Annotated in this window: 13 protein-coding genes; 8 read left to right on the top strand and 5 right to left on the bottom strand. The window is 64.3% G+C overall.

Annotated elements, in window-relative coordinates; genetic code table 11:
• Positions 1-24: 24 nt before the first annotated feature.
• The 5 genes from EK416_RS11745 to EK416_RS11725 all read right to left on the bottom strand — a co-directional run bounded on the left by EK416_RS11745 (position 25) and on the right by EK416_RS11725 (position 7,600).
• Positions 25-390, bottom strand: coding sequence for an NADH-quinone oxidoreductase subunit A (locus tag EK416_RS11745; protein WP_127077683.1), 366 nt, complete (start codon positions 388-390; stop codon positions 25-27).
• 268 nt (positions 391-658) lie between these two features.
• Entirely contained in the window at positions 659-2,749 is a 2,091-nt protein-coding gene (locus EK416_RS11740; RefSeq protein ID WP_127077681.1) for a hypothetical protein, read from the bottom strand.
• Between the two features lie 7 nt (positions 2,750-2,756).
• Entirely contained in the window at positions 2,757-5,639 is a 2,883-nt protein-coding gene (locus tag EK416_RS11735) for a DUF4159 domain-containing protein (RefSeq protein WP_127077679.1), read from the bottom strand.
• Positions 5,636-6,592 (bottom strand): DUF58 domain-containing protein, encoded by a 957-nt coding sequence (locus EK416_RS11730; protein WP_127077677.1) that lies wholly within the window; start codon positions 6,590-6,592, stop codon positions 5,636-5,638. The genes EK416_RS11735 and EK416_RS11730 overlap by 4 nt, the downstream gene beginning before the upstream one ends.
• 15 nt (positions 6,593-6,607) lie before the next feature.
• The gene (locus tag EK416_RS11725) at positions 6,608-7,600 is read right to left on the bottom strand and encodes an AAA family ATPase (protein WP_127077675.1); all 993 of its coding nucleotides are present in this window, start codon (positions 7,598-7,600) and stop codon (positions 6,608-6,610) included.
• Between the two features lie 172 nt (positions 7,601-7,772).
• On the opposite strand from EK416_RS11725, the gene EK416_RS11720 reads away from it, so the two are divergent.
• The 8 genes from EK416_RS11720 (at position 7,773) to gyrB (ending at position 18,257) form a co-directional block, all read left to right on the top strand.
• Positions 7,773-8,519, top strand: a complete 747-nt coding sequence (locus tag EK416_RS11720; protein ID WP_245434033.1) for a CoA pyrophosphatase — start codon at positions 7,773-7,775, stop codon at positions 8,517-8,519.
• On the top strand, positions 8,506-9,780 hold the full coding sequence (locus EK416_RS11715) for a CCA tRNA nucleotidyltransferase (protein WP_127077673.1): 1,275 nt from the start codon (positions 8,506-8,508) through the stop codon (positions 9,778-9,780). Before EK416_RS11720 ends, EK416_RS11715 begins: the two co-directional genes overlap by 14 nt.
• Positions 9,781-9,859: 79 nt before the next feature.
• Complete coding sequence (locus tag EK416_RS11710; RefSeq protein WP_127077671.1) at positions 9,860-10,048, top strand: hypothetical protein; 189 nt, start codon at positions 9,860-9,862, stop codon at positions 10,046-10,048.
• Between the two features lie 174 nt (positions 10,049-10,222).
• Positions 10,223-10,495, top strand: a complete 273-nt coding sequence (gene rpsT / locus EK416_RS11705) for a 30S ribosomal protein S20 (protein ID WP_127077670.1) — start codon at positions 10,223-10,225, stop codon at positions 10,493-10,495.
• A gap of 1,051 nt (positions 10,496-11,546) precedes the next feature.
• Positions 11,547-13,049, top strand: a complete 1,503-nt coding sequence (gene dnaA / locus EK416_RS11700) for a chromosomal replication initiator protein DnaA (RefSeq protein ID WP_127077669.1) — start codon at positions 11,547-11,549, stop codon at positions 13,047-13,049.
• Between the two features lie 91 nt (positions 13,050-13,140).
• Positions 13,141-14,262, top strand: a complete 1,122-nt coding sequence (dnaN, locus tag EK416_RS11695; protein WP_127077668.1) for a DNA polymerase III subunit beta — start codon at positions 13,141-13,143, stop codon at positions 14,260-14,262.
• A 321-nt stretch (positions 14,263-14,583) separates the two neighbouring features.
• A complete protein-coding gene (gene recF, locus EK416_RS11690) occupies positions 14,584-15,774 on the top strand; it encodes a DNA replication/repair protein RecF (RefSeq protein WP_127077667.1) in 1,191 nt (396 codons plus the stop codon).
• A gap of 47 nt (positions 15,775-15,821) precedes the next feature.
• Positions 15,822-18,257, top strand: a complete 2,436-nt coding sequence (gene gyrB / locus EK416_RS11685; protein ID WP_127077666.1) for a DNA topoisomerase (ATP-hydrolyzing) subunit B — start codon at positions 15,822-15,824, stop codon at positions 18,255-18,257.
• Positions 18,258-18,468 lie beyond the last annotated feature (211 nt).

The raw sequence follows: 18,468 nt of genomic DNA, 5'->3' as shown, positions 1-18,468 counted from the left end.
TTTTTACGATTCGGCAGAGCCTGCTCAATCCCAGTCGAGCGCGCCCTTCTTCCATTCGTAGATGAAGCCGATGGTGAGAACGGCAAGGAACACCATCATCGCCCAGAAGCCGGCAAGACCGGCCTCCTTGAAGGCTACCGCCCACGGGAAGAGGAAGGCGACTTCGAGATCGAAGATAATGAAAAGGATCGCGACGAGATAGAAGCGCACGTCAAACTTCATGCGGGCGTCGTCGAAAGCCGGGAAACCGCACTCATAGGCCGCGACCTTCTCGGGATCGGGATTGTTGGGCGCAACGAAGAACGGCGCGACAAGCAGGCCAAGCCCGATAACGAGCGAGACGCCGAGGAAGATCACAAGCGGAAAATATTGCTGAAGAAGTTCGGTCATCGAGGCTCGTTCGCGAATGGGAGATGCAGCGCTTCGCGCGGCTATCGTCCTTTTTTGCACCATTTACGCAAGCGGCGCAACGTTGCTTCGCTGGTGGAAGCCGTGCGAGCGAAAGTGTCCAGCGTCATGCCGTAAATCGGCCGCCTCCGCTGCGTCTCCGAGGGTAATGCAAGTCCGATTGCGCTTCAAACCGGACGGTAAACGGTGCCGCCTGCAAGCGCCCGAGAGGTGTTCACCGACAGACGCTGCGGAACCGACCGGCCGGAGACTAACGGCCCTCGCGATACCAGGTCAGCGCGAGGAGGCCGAGCGCGAGGCCGAGCGCGGCGAATCCCGCCACGAGCGGCGTGTAGGACACGGCCTTGACCTCAAATGCGTCCTGCGCCTTCAGGCCGAGCCACGTTCCACCAGCGAAGCGATGACCGGATTTCACCATCGATATCGAGGGCACGTCCTTCGCCGGCGCGTTCATCGTGCCGCCGAGATAAAACGCGCCGCCGCCGCTCTTTTCGAGGATTGGTCGTATCGGTTCGCTGGTTGCGATAACCTTGCGGAACTCGGGCGAATTCAGGTCGCCCGCGATGGCTACGGCTGTCAGTCCGTCCATCGCGACCCGATGCACTCCCGCCTCATTCGTCGGTATTGTTTTGGAGAAGCGACCCGGTGCGGTTTCGTCGAGGGCAACCTTCACCTCCTTGCCCGAGGGTAGGGTCAGCGTCGCCTCGCCGATTTCGCTTTTCACGGAGCGGCGTTCCACTGTGATCTCGCTCCGGCCCGCGCGCGCCGAAAGCGCCTCTTCTTCGAGGTCCGGTTCCTTCATCAGCCAGTGCGCGAGGCGTCGCAGCAAATCCACATGCGGGCCGCCGCCTTCATAGCCACGCGCCCAGAGCCAGGCGTGATCGGAGAGCAGCAGCGCCACGCGGCCCTCGCCGCGCCTGTCGAGCACGAGCAGAGGCTTGCCTTCGGCACCGCTCATGACCACCTCGCCGCGATCGGCCTGACTATCCACCACGCGGAACCAGTGGCCCCATTTCGGCTCCTGTCCGTCCTTCTTCGGCGAGCCGGGAAGCCCCGCCGTGACGGGATGTTTCTCGCCCTCCTTGGTGATGGAGGGACGGAACGGTTCCTCCACCACGCGGCCGGTCGGACGCGCGGGCAGCACCTGACCGAGCGGCGTCCGCGCGAGGCTCACGGGTGAGGCGTAATCCGCGCCAGCCGCCACGAGCACCGCGCCGCCCTGCTCGACATAGCGCGCGACATTATCGAGATAGACCATCGGCAGCACCGCGCGGCGCTGATATCGGTCGAAGATGATGAGATCGAACTGGTTCAGCTTCTCGGAAAAAAGCTCGCGCGTCGGAAACGCGATCAGCGAAAGCTGGTCGATCGGCGTGCCGTCGTGTTTCTCCGGCGGCCGGAGGATGGTGAAATGCACGAGGTCGACCGCCGCGTCGGAGCGCAGCAGGTTGCGCCATGTGCGTTCGCCCGCATGCGGCTCGCCCGAAACCAGCAGCACGCGCAAGTTCTCGCGGACGCCATGCGCCTGAATGACGGTCTTGTTGTTGATCGTTGTGAGTTCGCCCGGCTCCGCCTTCAGATCGATTTCCACGATATTGGGCCCGGCGCGGTCGAAACGCATCCTGATCGGCACAGTCTTGCCGTAAGGCGCGGTAATGGTCTCGACCGGCCCGGAAGCGCGGCGAATCGAGATGGTTGCCATCCCGTCGCCATCCTTGCCGCTTTTCTCCGCGCGGATCTCGGCGGTCTGCTCGGAGCCGACAAGGCCGAAGCGCGGCGCCGAGACAACCTCGATACGATTGTCCTTTTCGTCGGGCGCGCCCGCGATCAGCGCGTGAACCGGCGCATCGAAGCCGAGCCGCGTCTTGTCGGCGGGCACGTCGTGTATCTGTCCATCGGTGACGAACACGGCGCCCGCTACGCGTCCCGGCGGGATGTCGCCCATGGCCTTGTCGAGCGCGGCGAAAAGTTCGGTCGACTCGCCGCCTTGCTGGTCGGTCGGCGCGGCGTGCACCCAGCGCACTTCGAGATCGGGAATCTGAGAGAATTTTTCCTTCAGCGCCGCTTCGATGTCGCGGGCGCGGTCGGCGCGACCGGCGAGCTGCATGCTGGAGCTTTCGTCCACCACCACCACGGCGATGTTGGAGAGAGACTGACGCACCTCGTTCTTCAGATTGGGATTGGCAAGCGCGAGAAGGAGACAGGCGAGTGCGAGCGCCCGCAGGAAAAGGCCGCGTCGGTTGCGCCAGGCCGAGAGCGCGAGCACCACAAGGCTGGCAACCGCCAGCGCGATCAGCACTTCGCGCGGGAAAAACGGAAAAAACTCGAACGACCAATTCATCGCGTGCCTAATGCCCCAGCCGTTCGAGGATGGCGGGCACATGGACCTGATCGGCCTTGTAGTTCCCCGTGAGCGCGTACATCGCGATATTGACGCCGACGCGGTACGACATTTCGCGCTGATCCTCCCCGCCGGGCACGACAGCGAACATCGGCCGGTCCGCGTCGTCCATCGCCCAGGCGGAGGCGAGATCGTTCGACGTGACGATGATGGAGCTGACGCCGTCCGACTTCACGCCGCGCCGCGCCGCGTCGCCGGACTCCTGCCGCGCCTCCACCCATGGATCGCCGTTGTCCCAGCGGCCGGGGAAGGATTGCAGCAGATAAAACGACCGCGTGAGCACGTGATCGTCCGGCACGCGCTGGAGCGGCGGAATGTCGAGCTTGCCGAGAAGCTGAGACAGCGGCGTCCGGCCGCCACGAGCAAGCAGACTCTCGGGGCTCGCCTCATCGTTCTTTGTGTCGAAAATGATGAGGCCGCCCTGTTTCATGTAGGCATCCACTTTCGCCAGCACGTGATCCGGCAGCGGTTCGGCGTTCGCCAGCACCGGCCAGTAGATGAGCGGGAAGAACACGAGTTCGTCCTTCGCCGGGTCGACCGCGATCGGCTCGCCCGGCTCCACCGCCGTGCGCGCGGACAGGATGCGGGAGAGCCCCGCGAGGCCCGCCTGGCTCACGCTGTCCGCCTCGGAATTGCCCGTGAGAACGTAAGCGAAGCGCGTTTCAAGCGAGGCCGCCATGGCGAAGTCGGCGGCATCCTTGGAGAGGTCGGACGCATTCGCGGCAGGCTTGGGCGCAACGTTGCGGGCTTCTGCGCGCGACTCGGGCGCGAAGCTGAGAGCGAGGCCCAAGCCGAGAGCGAGCGCGGCGGCAGCCGGTTTCCGCCAGCGCGGTGCGCTGCGGCCGAGGAAGAGTGCGCATGCCACGCCGTCGAGCAGGAAGAGGCAGAGCGCGGCGAGGAAAAGCCAGGGCGCGAGCGCGATGGTCTTGGCCTCGGTGAATACGGACACGCGCGCGCCGTCCACCGCCTTGAGCGATGCGAAGGTGTCGCCGTCCTGAACGGCGTTCAGGGCGCGCACTGCGTTCTGCGGGCCATAAAGCCCGGGCGGGTTCGCTGCGTTGACCCGGGCCGTATCGGCGGCGCCAGCCGCTATTGGCTGCGCGCGTTCGCCCGGTACGCCAAGCTTTCCAAATCCGTCGAGGACGCGCCAGGGTTTCAGCGGAACATCCTGATTGAGGGCGGCCGCCTGCATGTCCAACGGATCGGCCCCCGTTTTCGAGGTCGGAGAAAACTGCAACGGCGACGCTTCAAGTGTTTTACGCATCATTTCGACGAAAAGACCCGAAATAGGTAGATTAGACCAATCCGGGTTCGCGGTAATGTGAAAAAAGACTAAAGTTCCGGTGCCGCGCCGCGCCGCAGTGACAAGCGGCGTTCCGTCGGAAAGGCGTGCCCAGACTTTCGTTTCTCGTGGCATCTTGGCCGGGTCGGCCAGAACCTGCCGCGTTATGGCGACATCCTTCGGGATCGCCAGCCGGTTGAACGGCGACTCCTCCTCGAAGGCTGCGGGCGTCTGGGGCGATGTCCACGTCATAGCCCCGCCAAGCGTGCGCCCGCCTTCGCGCAACGGCGCGGGAAGAAGCGTATCGCCGCCCTGTTCGAGCCTCGGCCCGGCGAAACGGATCAGCATCCCGCCGCCTTCCACGAAGGCGTTCAGCCGTTCGCGGACGGAACCGGACAGGCGCCCCACGTCGGAAAGGATGATCACCGAGGGCTTCGCCGCCACCAGATCGGCGGTCGCGACGTCGAGATTGGCGGTGCGCGGACGAACGATCTCCGCGAAGGGCGTCAGTGCGCGTTCGAGATAATAGGTCGGCGACAGGAGCGGCTGCGCTTCGTCGTTTCCTTCGGTCGCCACGAGGCCCACGCGACGGCGCTGCGAGCGCCCGTCGAGCAGAAAAACAGCGCCCGCTGACGCCTCGCCCACGATTTCGAGCCGCGCGACCTGATTGCGAAGATCAAGCGGCAGGTCAAAGGCGACTTCCGCCGATGATGCTCCGCTCCTGAGATCGAAGGACGCCACCGACAACCGCTCGCCGCGCGCCGTCAACGCTGCGACCTGACCGCTCTGGGGCGACGATTCCGCTCGCAGGATCTTCGCCGCGATCGGTCCGGCATTCGCAGACGTCGCCCGGGTCAGCGCGACCGCGCCCGCGCCGTTCGGATCGCCGTAAAGGTCGATGACACCGCCCGCAGCGACGTTCGCCAGCGCCTTGTTGAGCGCCGAGGCGCCGCTGTCCTCGATGCCGTCCGCGAGCCAGGCCACGGAAAGCTCGCCGCGCTGCGCGCCAAGCTCGCGCTCGACCTGCGCGGCAAGCCCCGCGCGGTCGCCGGGGTACGGCTGCGGCAAGAGCGAGGCGAAGCGCTGGCGGAATTCCACAGGGGTCATCGGCTGAAGCGGCGCGGCCGGGCCGGCTGTGACTCCAAGAAACAGCGTCTGTCCACTGCCTTCGGCGAGAGCGGCGAGTTGCTCGGCGAAGGCACGGCGCGCGGCCCAGCGGCTCGCGCTCTGCCAGCCGTTGTCCACGACGACAAGGAGCGGCTGCGCGAGCGTCGAACTGGCGGTTGCCTGGGGCTTGATATGCGGCCCGGCGAGCGCGCCGATCACGGCTGCGGCAACGAGAATGCGCAAGGCTGTCAGCCACCACGGGCTGCGCACGGGCGTCTTCTCCCGATGCTTCAGCCCGACAAGGATGGAGGTCGGCGGGAAGGCGACGGTGTCCGGGCGCGGCGGCGTCGCGCGAAGCAGCCACCAGATCAGCGGCAGCGCGGCAAGCCCCGTCAGCATCCAGGGCGCGGAAAAGCTTAGCGATTGAAGCGCGCCGATCATGGATCGTTCCCCGCCTGCGGTTGGCCCTTCACGAAGCCTGTCGCACGGTAGGCTTTTTCGAGGCCCGACAGATGCATGTGCAGCGCGAGCAGCGCTTCAGTCGCGGCGCGATCGGTGTGATGCAGAAAGGGCGACCAGCCGACGGCACGGGCATGCTGGGCGAGCGCGGCCTTATGAGCGGCAAGTCTGGCGCCATAGTCGTCCCGCAGGCTTTCGGCGCGCTCGGCGACGTAATGCTCGCCGTTTTCGGCGTCCACGAAGTCGACGCGGCCCTGATAGGGAAGGCTCTCCTCGGCGGGGTCGAGGATACGCATGAGATGGCCGCGCGACCCCTGTCGCGCGAGGAGCGCGAAACGCGCCGCGAGCGAGGCTTCCGGCTCAAGAAAGTCGCTGAAGATCACGATTTCCGAATGACGGCTGACGCGTCGGCCGCCTTCCGGCAGCCCGTCCAGCGCGCCGATACCCCGCGCAATCGCCTCGACCATCGCGGTGGCGGCATTCCGCCTCGTCTTCGGCTCCATGAGGCCCGGAATGCCGACGCGCTCGCCCGCTTCGGAAAGGAGCGTCGCCAGCGCGAGCGCCAGAACCACTGCCCGCTCTGCCTTCGATTGCGATGCCAGGTGCGAGCGAAACATCATGGAAGCCGAAAGGTCGATCCAGATCCAGACCGTGTGGGCCGCCTCCCACTCGCGTTCGCGGACGTAAAGGTGGCTCGAACCGGCGGAGCGCCGCCAGTCGATCAGCGCGGACGGGTCGCCCGCCTCGAAAGTGCGGTATTGCCAGAAGGTTTCGCCAGGCCCCGCGCGCCGCCGTCCATGCGTTCCCTGCGCGACCGTGATCGCCACGCGCCGCGCTTCCATCAGAAGCGCGGGCAGCTTGGCCACGAGATCCTGCGATGCGCCTTCAAGAGCGAGGGCCGAGGGCCGCGAAAGGAGTTCCGACGCAGTCGTCAAAGGGGGCGGCCTCGGCTATTTCAGCTTCGCGAGCAGGGAATCGATGACCTCGTCGACGGTGACGTTCTCCGTGCGCGCCCCGAAGGTCAGCGCCATGCGGTGGCGCAACACGGGCTTGGCGAGCGCAATCACATCGTCGATGGACGGCGCGAACCGGCCGTCGAGCAGGGCGCGGGCGCGGACCGTAAGCATGAGCGACTGGCTCGCGCGCGGACCCGGACCCCAGGCGACGAGTTCGTTCACGCGCGGCCCGGCTTCCTGCGTGTTCGGACGCGCGGAGCGGACAAGCCCAAGGATGGCGTCGACCACGCTGTCGCCCGCCGGAACCTGGCGCACGAGCCGCTGCGCCGCGATCACTTCGTCTGCCGTCAGCACGGGCTGCACGGTGCGATCCTCGGTGCCGGTGGTGGAATAAAGCATGCGGCGTTCCGCGGCCGCGTCGGGATAGGACACGTCCACCTGAAGCAGGAAGCGGTCGAGCTGCGCCTCGGGAAGAGGATAAGTGCCTTCCTGTTCAAGCGGGTTTTGCGTCGCGAGCACGAAGAAGGGCGACGGCAGCGGGTAGGTCTGCCCGGCATAGGTCACCTGCTGTTCCTGCATCGCCTGAAGGAGCGCGGATTGCGTCTTCGGGCTGGCGCGATTGATCTCGTCCGCCATGAGAAGCTGCGCGAAGACCGGCCCCGGCACGAAGCGGAAGCTGCGGCGACCGTCTTTCTCCTCAAGCACTTCGGTGCCGACGATGTCGGACGGCATGAGGTCGGGCGTGAACTGGATGCGCTTCGCGTCAAGTCCGAGGGCAGAGCCCAGCGCCTCCACGAGCGAGGTCTTCGCGAGGCCAGGTACGCCGATCAGCAGCGCGTGGCCGCCGGACAGGATGTTGACGAGCACAAGCTCGATCACGGCATCCTGCCCGAAGATGACGCGGGAGATCGATTCCTTGACGCGCGCAACTTTTGCGCGAATGTCGTCCACGCGGGAAACGATGTCCGGCTCGGAGGGATGCAGCATCGATTCAAACCTGCTGGGTTAAGACGCACTTCGATAATGAGAGTATATGCTGCCGCGCCCCGGTGATACAACCGCCGGGGAGCAGCCTTAACGCCTGGCGGCGCGCCCTGGCAGCGGCTCACATTCTGGAAGAGCGCTGCATCACTTTGTTCGTTTTGTGGAGACGGTGCCCATGGCAGGGCTTTCGGCGCAGGTATCCGGGCTTGAGATAAGTCCCTTTTCGCCAACGGGTTTTTCCGCCCTGGCGCATTCGCGCGGCATCGGCCTCGAAAAGGCGGTCTGGATGGCGAAACAGCCGGTTACCTACGGCATCGACGCGGGGCGGCGCCTCGACGAGACGGGTAATCCTAACGCAAATTTAAGGCTCGAATTTCTCATTCCCCCCGAGAAATGGCGCATGGCGGCGGTGCTCGTGCCCATCGTCGCGCGCGAGCCCGAGGTGACGGTGTTGCTGACGCTGCGCACGGCGCATCTGTCCGCGCATGCCGGGCAGGTGGCGTTTCCGGGCGGAAAAATCGAAACGTCGGATCCGACGCCCATCCACAGCGCGCTGCGCGAGGCGCGCGAGGAAATCGGCCTTCTCCCGGAATTGGTGAAGCCCCTCGCGCTGCTCGATCTTCATAACACCGGTACGGGCTTTCGCGTCATCCCCGTGATGGGGCTGGTGGACCCGGCCTTCGTGCCCCAACCCGAGCCGAACGAGGTGGCAGACGTTTTCGAGGTGCCGCTCTCCTTTCTCATGAACGAGCGGAATCATCTGCGCCATTTGCGCGAGTGGCAGGACTACCGCATCCTGTTTCACGCGATGCAGTTCGAGGAGCGGTTCATCTGGGGCGCGACGGCTGCAATGTTGCGCAACCTTTACGAAAGGCTGTATGCCCCGCGATACGAGGGCGAGACGACATATGACCAAGCTTGAAAACGTGACTGTGGCTGATGCGGCGTGGTTTCGCGCGCCCGAGGTGCGGGCCGTGTTCGCCTGCCTCAACCGCGAGGGGTTCGAGGTGCGCGCGGTCGGCGGCGCGGTGCGCAACGCGCTTCTCGACGAGCCGGTGATGGACGTCGATTTCGCGACGACCGCGAAGCCGGACGACACGCTTCGCCTTGCCGCCGCCGCCGGCATCAAGACGGTCCCGACCGGCATCGACCACGGCACGATCACGCTCGTGGTGGACGGCGTTCCCTTCGAGGTGACGACGCTGCGCCGCGATGTCGATACCGACGGAAGACGCGCGACTGTGGCCTTCGCCGACAACTGGGCTGAGGACGCGCGCCGCCGTGATTTCACGCTCAACGCCCTTTATGCAGACGCTGCCGGTGCGGTTTACGATCCGCTCGATGGACTGGCGGACCTTCTCGCGCGGCGCGTGCGGTTTGTCGGCGACGCGGATACGCGCATCCGCGAAGACTATTTGCGCATTCTGCGATTCTTCCGCTTCAGCGCCGACTATGCGAATGGCGACTTCGACGCGGACGGTGTGGCCGCCGCGATTCGCGAGCGGCATGGATTGAAGCGCCTTTCGGCGGAGCGCGTTCGCGCGGAAATGCTGCGAATTCTGGTGACGGTGCGAGCCCCCGACGCGATTCGCGTCATGGACGAAAGCGGGCTCCTTCTCATCGTGCTCGGCGGCATCGCCCGGCGCAGCCGATTCGAGCGCATCGCTGCGATCGAGGCTGAACTTGAGATGATGCCTGATCCGATGTACCGGCTCGCCGCGCTCTCGGTCTTCGTCGAGGAGGACGCCGAGCGGCTCGCAGGCAGGTTGCGGCTATCGAACGACGAGCGAAACGATCTGATGGGGCTCGCTTCCGTTGCGCCGTGGTTTCGTGCACCGCTGGGCAAGCGGGATCTCGAAACGCTCCTCTATCGAATCGGCGCGCGCACCTATCTCGGCAGCGTGCTGATCGGGTGGGCTGCGTCCGGCGCGCCTTTGGACGATGGGGCGTGGCGATTCGCGGCCGAACTGCCGCGCGAATGGCAGCGCCCCAAATTCCCGGTCAACGGCGCGGATCTTCTGAACGAGGGGTGGCTGCCCGGTCCGGGGCTCGGCGCGCATCTGCGCTATCTGGAAGAGCGGTTCATCGCCAGCGGCTTCACGCTCGACCGCGAGACGCTTCTTGCGCTTGAGGAGAAGAACGCGCGCCCGAACGGCTTGGCGGGATCGCACCCGGAAACTTAAGACTTCTCAGACCTCCCTCTCATACCTTAGTCTTGCAGGTGACATTCTTGTCACTCGCGTCGTTTGATAGGGAGGGCCGATGCGGTACGGTCGCGGCAACGAAGACGGCGATGATGCAGGCAGCGTTTCGGATGTGATCGGCACGATCGGTCTTTTTTACATTGCGCTCTTGCTGATCGCCCTGCTTGTGGTCAAGATGGAGCCGCTGCGGATCGATGACGGGCCGCGCAATCCGCGCGCGGTGGCTCTGAACGTTCTCGGCTCGTGAAACCAGAGCGTTACCGAGAGAGAAATGTGGCTTCACGCCGCCCGACATTGACGCTCGCCGGCTTCGCAGGTATATGCAGGGCAGGTTGCTGCCCAAGGGGCTAGCGGACACGGTATTTCATTCCCGAAACGGCTCGAAGGCGCGGGTTGTTCGCTCGCGAGAGGACTACGTCATATGGCAAATACGAAATCGGCCAAGAAAGCCGCCCGACAGGCGGAACGCCGCACGCTGATCAACAAGGCGCGCAAGAGCCGCGTGCGCACCTTCGTGCGTAAGGTTGAGGAAGCAATCGCGTCCGGCAACAAGGAAGCCGCTAATCTGGCGCTGCGCGAGGCACAACCTGAGATCATGCGCTCGGCCTCGAAGGGCATCCTCCACAAGAACACCGCGTCTCGCAAGATCTCCCGGCTGTCGGCTCGCATCAAGGCTCTCGGCCAGGCTGCCTAGATTTCTGAAAGCTGATGCGGAATTGCATCAGTAACTTAAGCGAGCGTTTCGCTCCCGCTGAAAAGATGGAGCGAAATTTATAACGGTTTCAGATGCTTAGTGCTTCGTGCGCGAAGGCGCCCATTGCGCTGGGCTAAGCGCGCTTCTCCGGCCAAAGAAAATCAGCAACCAATGCGGGAGCCGCCGACAGGCGGCCCCGCATTTTTTGTCGCGGCGCAAAAGTAAACGAATCGTTAACGATTCCAGTCGCTTGCGAGCCATTTTCCGCGTCGGCGCGAAGAGCGAAATGCAATCTTGGCGTGTGGATTTAGAGCTTGGGCCGAGGGGGAGGCCACTTGCGCAGGGGCTCCAGCCTTTGTATTGTTGGGTCTCCGAACGGGGGTGTTCCCCTCCTGAAAGTGTAACCTTGTAATGCGTACCGAGCTGAGCCAAGTGGGGTGGCCTCCACGGGTGCAGCGCGATGTCCATGATCAGGCAATGGATAGTCGGTGCGCGCCGGACTCCGTCCGGAGTTGTGTTCACCTTCTGTCCGCAAGGCATTGGGCGGGAGGAAGACGTATGCGAAGTGAAAGCATCGCGGCTCTGCCGCAATCTGTATGTGTTTATGCGTGGAAGTTCCCTGTTACGCGCCATATGCGTCCGATTCTTTCGGATCAGGCGCACGGACTCGTTCCGCGACATCAGCGTCGCCACCGGGTCGAGACCTCGAAGGCCGAGCATCCTTCCCTTCCATGGAAGGCTTATGTCGCATCGAGGGAGTTCCAGAATCTGGCATCCGAACTCGCCGACGCGGTCTTTGTGTCCGCCCCGGCCAGCCATCCTTCCCAGCATGAGCCTGATCGTCCTTCCAGCCTGATCACGCGACGGCGCCCCGGAAAGGCGGCGCGGCCGCATCGTATTCTGGCCCCGGTGATTCCGGGGTGTCAGGACGCTTTGCTCGATATTGACGACGGCCGGGCGCTCGCCTTCGCGGCGTAGCGCGTATTTCCAAGGCCGAACAAACATATCTGATGAAACGCTGAGGCCCGGAACGGGCCGCGAGGATGTTGAAATGGAAGCCCTGAATCTCTCGACAACCTCTTCGATCGAACAGACGTCGATCGAACACAAATGGCGGCGTATACAGAGCCGCCTGCGCGCCGAACTCGGCGAAGACGTCTTTACGAGCTGGTTTGGTCGCGTCGAGCTGGACTCATGCGATGGACGCGTGGTGCAGGTTTCTGTTCCGACGAAGTTTTTGCGCAACTGGCTGCAATCTCACTATTCCGACAAGCTGCTCGCCTGCTGCGGCACGGAATTGAACGGCGTCAACCGCCTCGAATTCCGCGTTCGCCAACCTCATCTCGCTCCGGTGGAGAAGATGAAGCCGTCGCCCGCCGCGGCCACGGCCGCGGTGGAGCCGGTGATGCCGAAGGTGCAGGCCGCACCGTCGCCCGCCGTGCCGCTTCGCATCGTCAACACGCCCGCCCGCGATGGCCGCACCGGGCTTGAGGGCTTCGAGGGGTCGCCCCTCGACCCGCGCTACACGTTCCAGTCGTTCGTGGTCGGCTCGCCGAATCGGCTCGCTCACGCGGCGGCGTTTCAGGTGGCGGAAAGCACGCCCGATCAGCCGCTGAAGTACAATCCGCTTTACATCCACGCGCGTGTCGGGATGGGCAAGACGCATCTTCTCCACGCCATCGCGTGGGAAATGAAGGCGCGTAATCCGAACGCGAAGGTGCTCTACCTCACCGCCGAGCGTTTCATGTACAGCTTCGCGGAAGCGCTTCAGACGCGCGACGCGCCCGCCTTCAAGGAAAAACTGCGCACCATCGACCTGCTCATCATCGACGACATGGAGTTCCTGCAGGGACGCACCTTCCAGCAGGAGTTCTGCCACACGCTGAATTCGCTCATCGATGGCGGCAAGCAGGTCGTCGTCGCGGCGGACTGCGCGCCCTTGCTGCTGGAGAGCTTCGACGCGCGGATGCGCTCGCGCCTGTCGGGCGGGCTCGTCGCGGAGATGTCCGCGCTCGATTTCGACCTTCGCCTCAAGATCCTGCAGCGCAGGACGGCGGAAAAGATCGCGCTTTCGCGGGGGTTTGAAGTACCCGGCGATGTGCTCGAATATCTCGCAACCCAGCTCACCGAGAATGGCCGCGAACTCGAAGGCGCGATCACGCGTCTGCACGCGACGTGGCAGCTGACGGGCGAGAAGGTGACGGTCGACGCCGCCGAAAACACCATCGGCGATCTGATCCGCTCGAAGGAGCCTAAGCGGGTCAAGATCGATGACATACTCCGCATCGTCGCCAAGCACTACGGCGTCCAGCGCGGGGATCTCCTCTCCAGCCGCCGCAACCAGTCCATCGTGAGACCTCGTCAGATCGGCATGTATCTCGCGAAGACACTCACCTCGCGCTCGCTTCCGGAAATCGGCCGCCGGTTCGGCGGACGCGACCACACGACGGTGCTGCACGCCATCCGCAAGATCGAGTCGCTGAAACAGGCGGATGGTGTGCTGAAGGACGAACTCGACTCGCTCTCTCGCATGCTGAAGGACGGCAACGTCTGACGAGCTGTTCGGGCTGCGCTTGACTCTTCGTCGCCGCGGCCTTCAAATGCTTGCCTAACAAGGAGAACACCGCGTCAGCGGGGTAGTTTTTATGCGCTTTGTTGTCGATCGGAACGCAATGCTCCGCGCGCTGGGGCATATCACGGGCATCGTCGAGCGGCGGAACACCATTCCGATCCTGAGCAACATCCTTATCGGTGCGGATCGCGATGGCGGGCTGACGTTCAAGGCGACCGACCTCGACATCGAGGCCATCGAAAGCGTGCCCGCGAAGGTCGAAGTTGCGGGCGCGGTAACAGTGCCCGCGCACACGCTGCACGATATCGTCCGAAAGCTGCCGGAAGGCGCGGAAATCAGGATCGAGCGCAAGGGCGACGAAGGCCGCCTCAAGGTGGCGGCCGGGCGTGCGAGCTTTGAGCTGGCGAGCCTCCCTGCCGACGATTTCCCGGACATGGGACAGACCGAGCTGCCGACGCGGTTCACCGTGGATGCCGCCGAACTCAAGCGCCTGTTCGAGAAGGCGCGCTTTGCCATCTCCACGGAAGAGACGCGCTATTATCTGAACGGCATCTACCTTCACTCGGTCGATGGCCCGGAGGGCGCGAAGCTTCGTGCCGTGGCCACCGATGGACATCGTCTTGCCCAGGTCGAGACGGCACGCCCGGAAGGCGCGGACGGCATGCCCGGCGTGATCGTGCCCCGCAAGGCGGTCGGTGAGGTCATCAAGCTGCTCGAAGCGGGCGCCGCGCCTGTCGAGGTAACGCTGTCGCCAGCGAAAATCCGTTTCGCCGTCGGCGACGTCGTGCTCACATCGAAGCTGATCGACGGGGCATTCCCCGATTATGCGCGTGTCATTCCGACAACCAACAAGAAGCTGCTGCTACTCGAAAATGCCGATCTGGTGAAAGCGGTGGATCGCGTCTCGACCCTTTCTTCGGAGAAGGGCAGGGCGGTGAAGCTCAACGCGGCGGAGGGGCGTCTGGTCGTCTCCGCCAATAACCCCGAATCGGGGTCGGCGACGGAAGAAATCTCGGCAGATTACCAGAACGACCCGCTCGAAATCGGCTTCAACGCACGCTATCTGCTCGACATCACCGGGCAGATCGATGGTACGAAAGCGCTGTTCAAGCTTGCCGACGGCTCTTCGCCCACACTGATCTCGGATGAGGCGGATGCGACGTCGCTCTATGTCCTCATGCCGATGCGCGTTTGATGCGACCTGAGGAAGGCGGTGGGCTTGGCAAGGGGTTTTGCTGCTCCAGACCGTGAATGGACCTGAGCCCGTCAGCCGAAAGCCTGGTTCATCATCCGCGTGTCGGGTCGCCTTTGCGGTCTTTCTTGCCTTTGTCCCGGTTCGACGTGCACTCTATTCGCCAATCAGCGCTCGTTTTCGAAGGACAGCGCGCGGGCTACCGCATTCGAGCAAGGATCGTACATTCGGCGTCCAGTTTTACGGAAATGCGTTACAGCGATTTCGGTAATCGTGGGGCCCGGTTTTCCGTCCGCAATTGCGTTTCCCACCGACCGGATCTCGATGCAATCAACCGACCGAATCGCCATTGCCAAACTGACGCTGACCGACTTCCGTAATTACAGGGCGGCGACGCTCCTGACGGGGGCCGGACCGGTCGTACTTGCCGGGGCAAACGGCGCCGGGAAGACGAATTGCCTCGAAGCAGTGTCGTTGCTGACGGCGGGGCGCGGGCTTCGCTCGCTTCCATTTCCTGAACTTGCGCGAAGCGGGGGCTCGGGCGGCTGGGCCGTGGCCGCAGAGCTTGGTGTCGCGGGCGAGGACATACATATCGGCACGGGAATTCAGCTCCCGCCCGACGGTATGCTGACCGCGCGCGCCGCGCGCACCGTCAAGATCGATCATGCGCTTGCGAAGGGATCTGGCGCGCTGGCTCGCATCCGCATGCTCTGGCTCACGCCCTCGATGGACGGGCTGTTTACCGGCCCGGCAGCCGACCGACGGCGCTTCCTCGACCGGCTGGTGCTCAGCCTCGACCCCGGCTATGCCGCTGCCGCCGCTTCTTTCGAGAGGGCCATGCGGCAACGCAACAAGGCGCTCGAAGAGTTCGATTTGCCGCCGATGCTGACCGCCATCGAGGCGCAGATGGCCGAGGCCGCCGTGGCGATGGCGGTTGCGCGGGCACGGGCCGTCTCGGCGCTTTCCGCGGAAATCGAAGCGGAACGCGCCCGCGATCCCGACTCGCTCTTCCCGTGGGCGGCGCTTTCCCTCGTCGGCTCGCTGGAAGAACAGGCTGGCGCACTTTCAGAAGACGCCATGCGCGAGGGCTACGTCCGCTCGCTGGCCCATGGCCGAGACCGTGACCGCGCGGCGGGGCGCACGCTGTCCGGTCCGCACCGCTCGGACCTCGACGTAACCCACGGGCCGAAGGCGATGCCCGCGCGAATGTGCTCGACGGGCGAGCAGAAGGCGCTGCTGGTCGGCCTCGTTCTGGCGCAGGCGCGGCTCATCAAGCGCGCGGCGGCCGGGATTGCGCCGTTGATTCTGCTCGATGAAATCGCCGCCCACCTCGACATCGGCCGTCGCGAGGCGCTATTTTCATCCATCGTCGCGCTCAACGCGCAGGTGTGGATGACGGGGACCGACCTCGCCACCTTCACGCCACTGCGAAGCGCCATAGAAACGCAGCTTTTCGTTGTTTCAAACGGCTCTATAATGCCCGCGAATGATGCAGAACGCGCTGCGAAACACTAGATAAGAGAATGTCTTCGTCGCCCAGGGCGGCACAACCAGGTGCATTTATGGAAGCAGCAAGACGCAGGGACGCTGAGGTGGAAGCCTATGGCGCCGACAGCATCAAGGTTCTCAAGGGCCTCGATGCGGTGCGCAAGCGCCCCGGCATGTATATCGGCGACACGGACGACGGCTCGGGCCTCCACCACATGGTCTATGAGGTGGTGGATAACGCCATCGACGAGGCGCTGGGCGGCTATGCGGATTATGTGTCGGTCACGCTGAACGCCGACGGCTCCGTCACGGTGGAGGACAACGGGCGCGGCATTCCCACGGAAATCCATCCGCAGGAAGGCGTCTCCGCAGCCGAAGTCATCATGACCCAGCTCCATGCGGGCGGCAAGTTCGACCAGAATTCCTACAAGGTGTCTGGCGGCCTGCACGGCGTGGGCGTGTCGGTGGTGAATGCGCTGTCGACGCGGCTTGAACTCACCATCTGGCGCGGCGGGCATGAGCATTTCATGGCGTTCGCGGACGGCGTTCCGGTCGAGCCGCTGAAGATCGTCGGCGCGGCGCCGGATCGGCGCGGCACGCGCGTGACCTTCATGCCAAGCGCGGCGACGTTCACCATGGTCGACTTCGACTATGCGACGCTCGAATTCCGGCTGCGCGAACTCGCCTTCCTCAACTCCGGCGTTTATATCCGGCTCACGGATCTGCGTGGCGTCGAGCCGGTGAAAAGTGAATTCAAGTACGAGGGTGGTCTCAAGGCTTTCGTCGAATATCTGGACCGCGCGAGAACGCCGCTCTTCCCAGTGCCGGTTTTCGTCCGGTCGGAGCGCGATGGCGTCGCGGTGGAGGCCGCGCTGTGGTGGAACGACGGCTACCACGAGAACGTGCTCTGCTTTACGAACAACATTCCGCAGCGCGACGGCGGAACGCACTTGGCGGGCTTCCGCGCGGCGTTGACGCGCACCATCAACACCTATGCCGCATCGACCGGCGTGGCCAAGAAGGAAAAGGTGCAACTCACCGGCGACGACGCGCGAGAGGGCTTGACCTGCGTCTTGTCGGTGAAGGTGGCGGACCCGAAATTCTCCAGTCAGACCAAGGACAAGCTCGTGTCGTCCGAGGTGCGCCCCGCCGTCGAGAGCACGATGACGGAGACTCTTGGCACATGGTTCGAGGAGCATCCGGTCGAAGGCAAGCTGATCCTGCTCAAGGTGGCGGAAGCGGCGGCGGCACGCGAAGCGGCGCGGAAGGCGCGTGAACTCACCCGCCGCAAGGGCGTGCTCGATGTCGCGAACCTGCCCGGCAAGCTCGCCGACTGTCAGGAGCGCGATCCATCGAAATCGGAAGTGTTCCTCGTCGAGGGCGACAGCGCGGGCGGCTCGGCCAAGCAGGGCCGCGACCGTTCCAATCAGGCCGTGCTGCCTCTTCGCGGCAAGATCCTGAACGTGGAGCGCGCGCGGTTCGACAAGATGCTCTCGAGTCAGGAAATCGGCACGCTCATCACGGCGCTGGGCACCGGCATCGGTCGCGACGACTTCGACCTCTCGAAGCTGCGCTATCACCGCATCATCATCATGACCGACGCCGATGTCGACGGCGCGCATATCCGCACGCTGTTGCTTACGTTCTTCTATCGGCAGATGCCGCAGCTCATCGAGTCGGGGCACGTCTACATTGCCCAGCCGCCGCTGTACAAGGTGAAGCGCGGCAGTTCCGAGAACTATCTCAAGGATCAGCGCGCCTTCGAGGACTTCCTGATCGACGGCGGGCTGGAAGGCTCGGTGTTTGTGAACGGCGACGGCGAGCGTCGTTCGGGCCGCGATCTGCGTCAGGCCGTGGAGCGCGCTCGCTCCTTCAGCCATGTGCTCGACGGGCTGCATCTGCGCTATTCCCGCGCCGTTGTGGAGCAGGCGGCGATCGCTGGCCTTCTCAATCCGAAGCTTCTCGACGAGGACGAAGATGAGGCCGCTCGGCTCGCCGACAAGGTGGTCGAACGGATGAAGGCACTCTCCGAGGAAGCCGAGCAAGGCTGGTCGTGGAGTCGGGGAGCGGACGGCGGCTTTGTGTTCGAGCGCGAAGTGAGAAGCGTCCGGGAAGCGCATGCCATCGACAGTGCACTGTCGCATTCCGCCGACGCCCGCAAGCTGCATTCCTATCACCCGGAGTTTGCGGAGCTTTTCTCCGGCAAGACCGTGCTTGAGCGCAAGGGCACGGAAACGCCCCTGCATGGGCCGCGCGACCTCCTGAACGCGGTATTTGCCGCGGGTCGCGTAGGCGTCACCATGCAGCGCTATAAAGGGTTGGGCGAGATGAACCCGGAGCAGCTCCGCGAGACGACCCTCGATCCGAATGTGCGCACCCTCCTTCAGGTGAAGCTCGGCGAGCTTGCGGACGCGGACGAGATTTTCGCCAAGCTCATGGGCGACGTGGTGGAGCCGCGCCGCGACTTCATCCAGCAGAACGCGCTGTCGGTGTCGAACCTGGATATCTGACCGGCGACGCTCTCTGGCTGCGGCCCCTGGTCCGCCAACTCAACGCTGCGCGCGCGGTTAAAGCGGTAGCGTGGCGGCTGTGGAAGCACCAGAGGTTCTGGTCAGACCCGCAGCGCTTGAAAAATCATGCCAACGAATGACACATCACACACCCCTGCGTGGAACTAATTTCTAGTATTTTTATTGAAGAACGATATATGCTATAGAAATG

The sequence above is a fragment of the Rhodomicrobium lacus genome, from assembly GCF_003992725.1.
GTDB lineage: Bacteria > Pseudomonadota > Alphaproteobacteria > Rhizobiales > Rhodomicrobiaceae > Rhodomicrobium > Rhodomicrobium lacus.
This window is presented reverse-complemented; position numbering and strand designations above follow the sequence as displayed.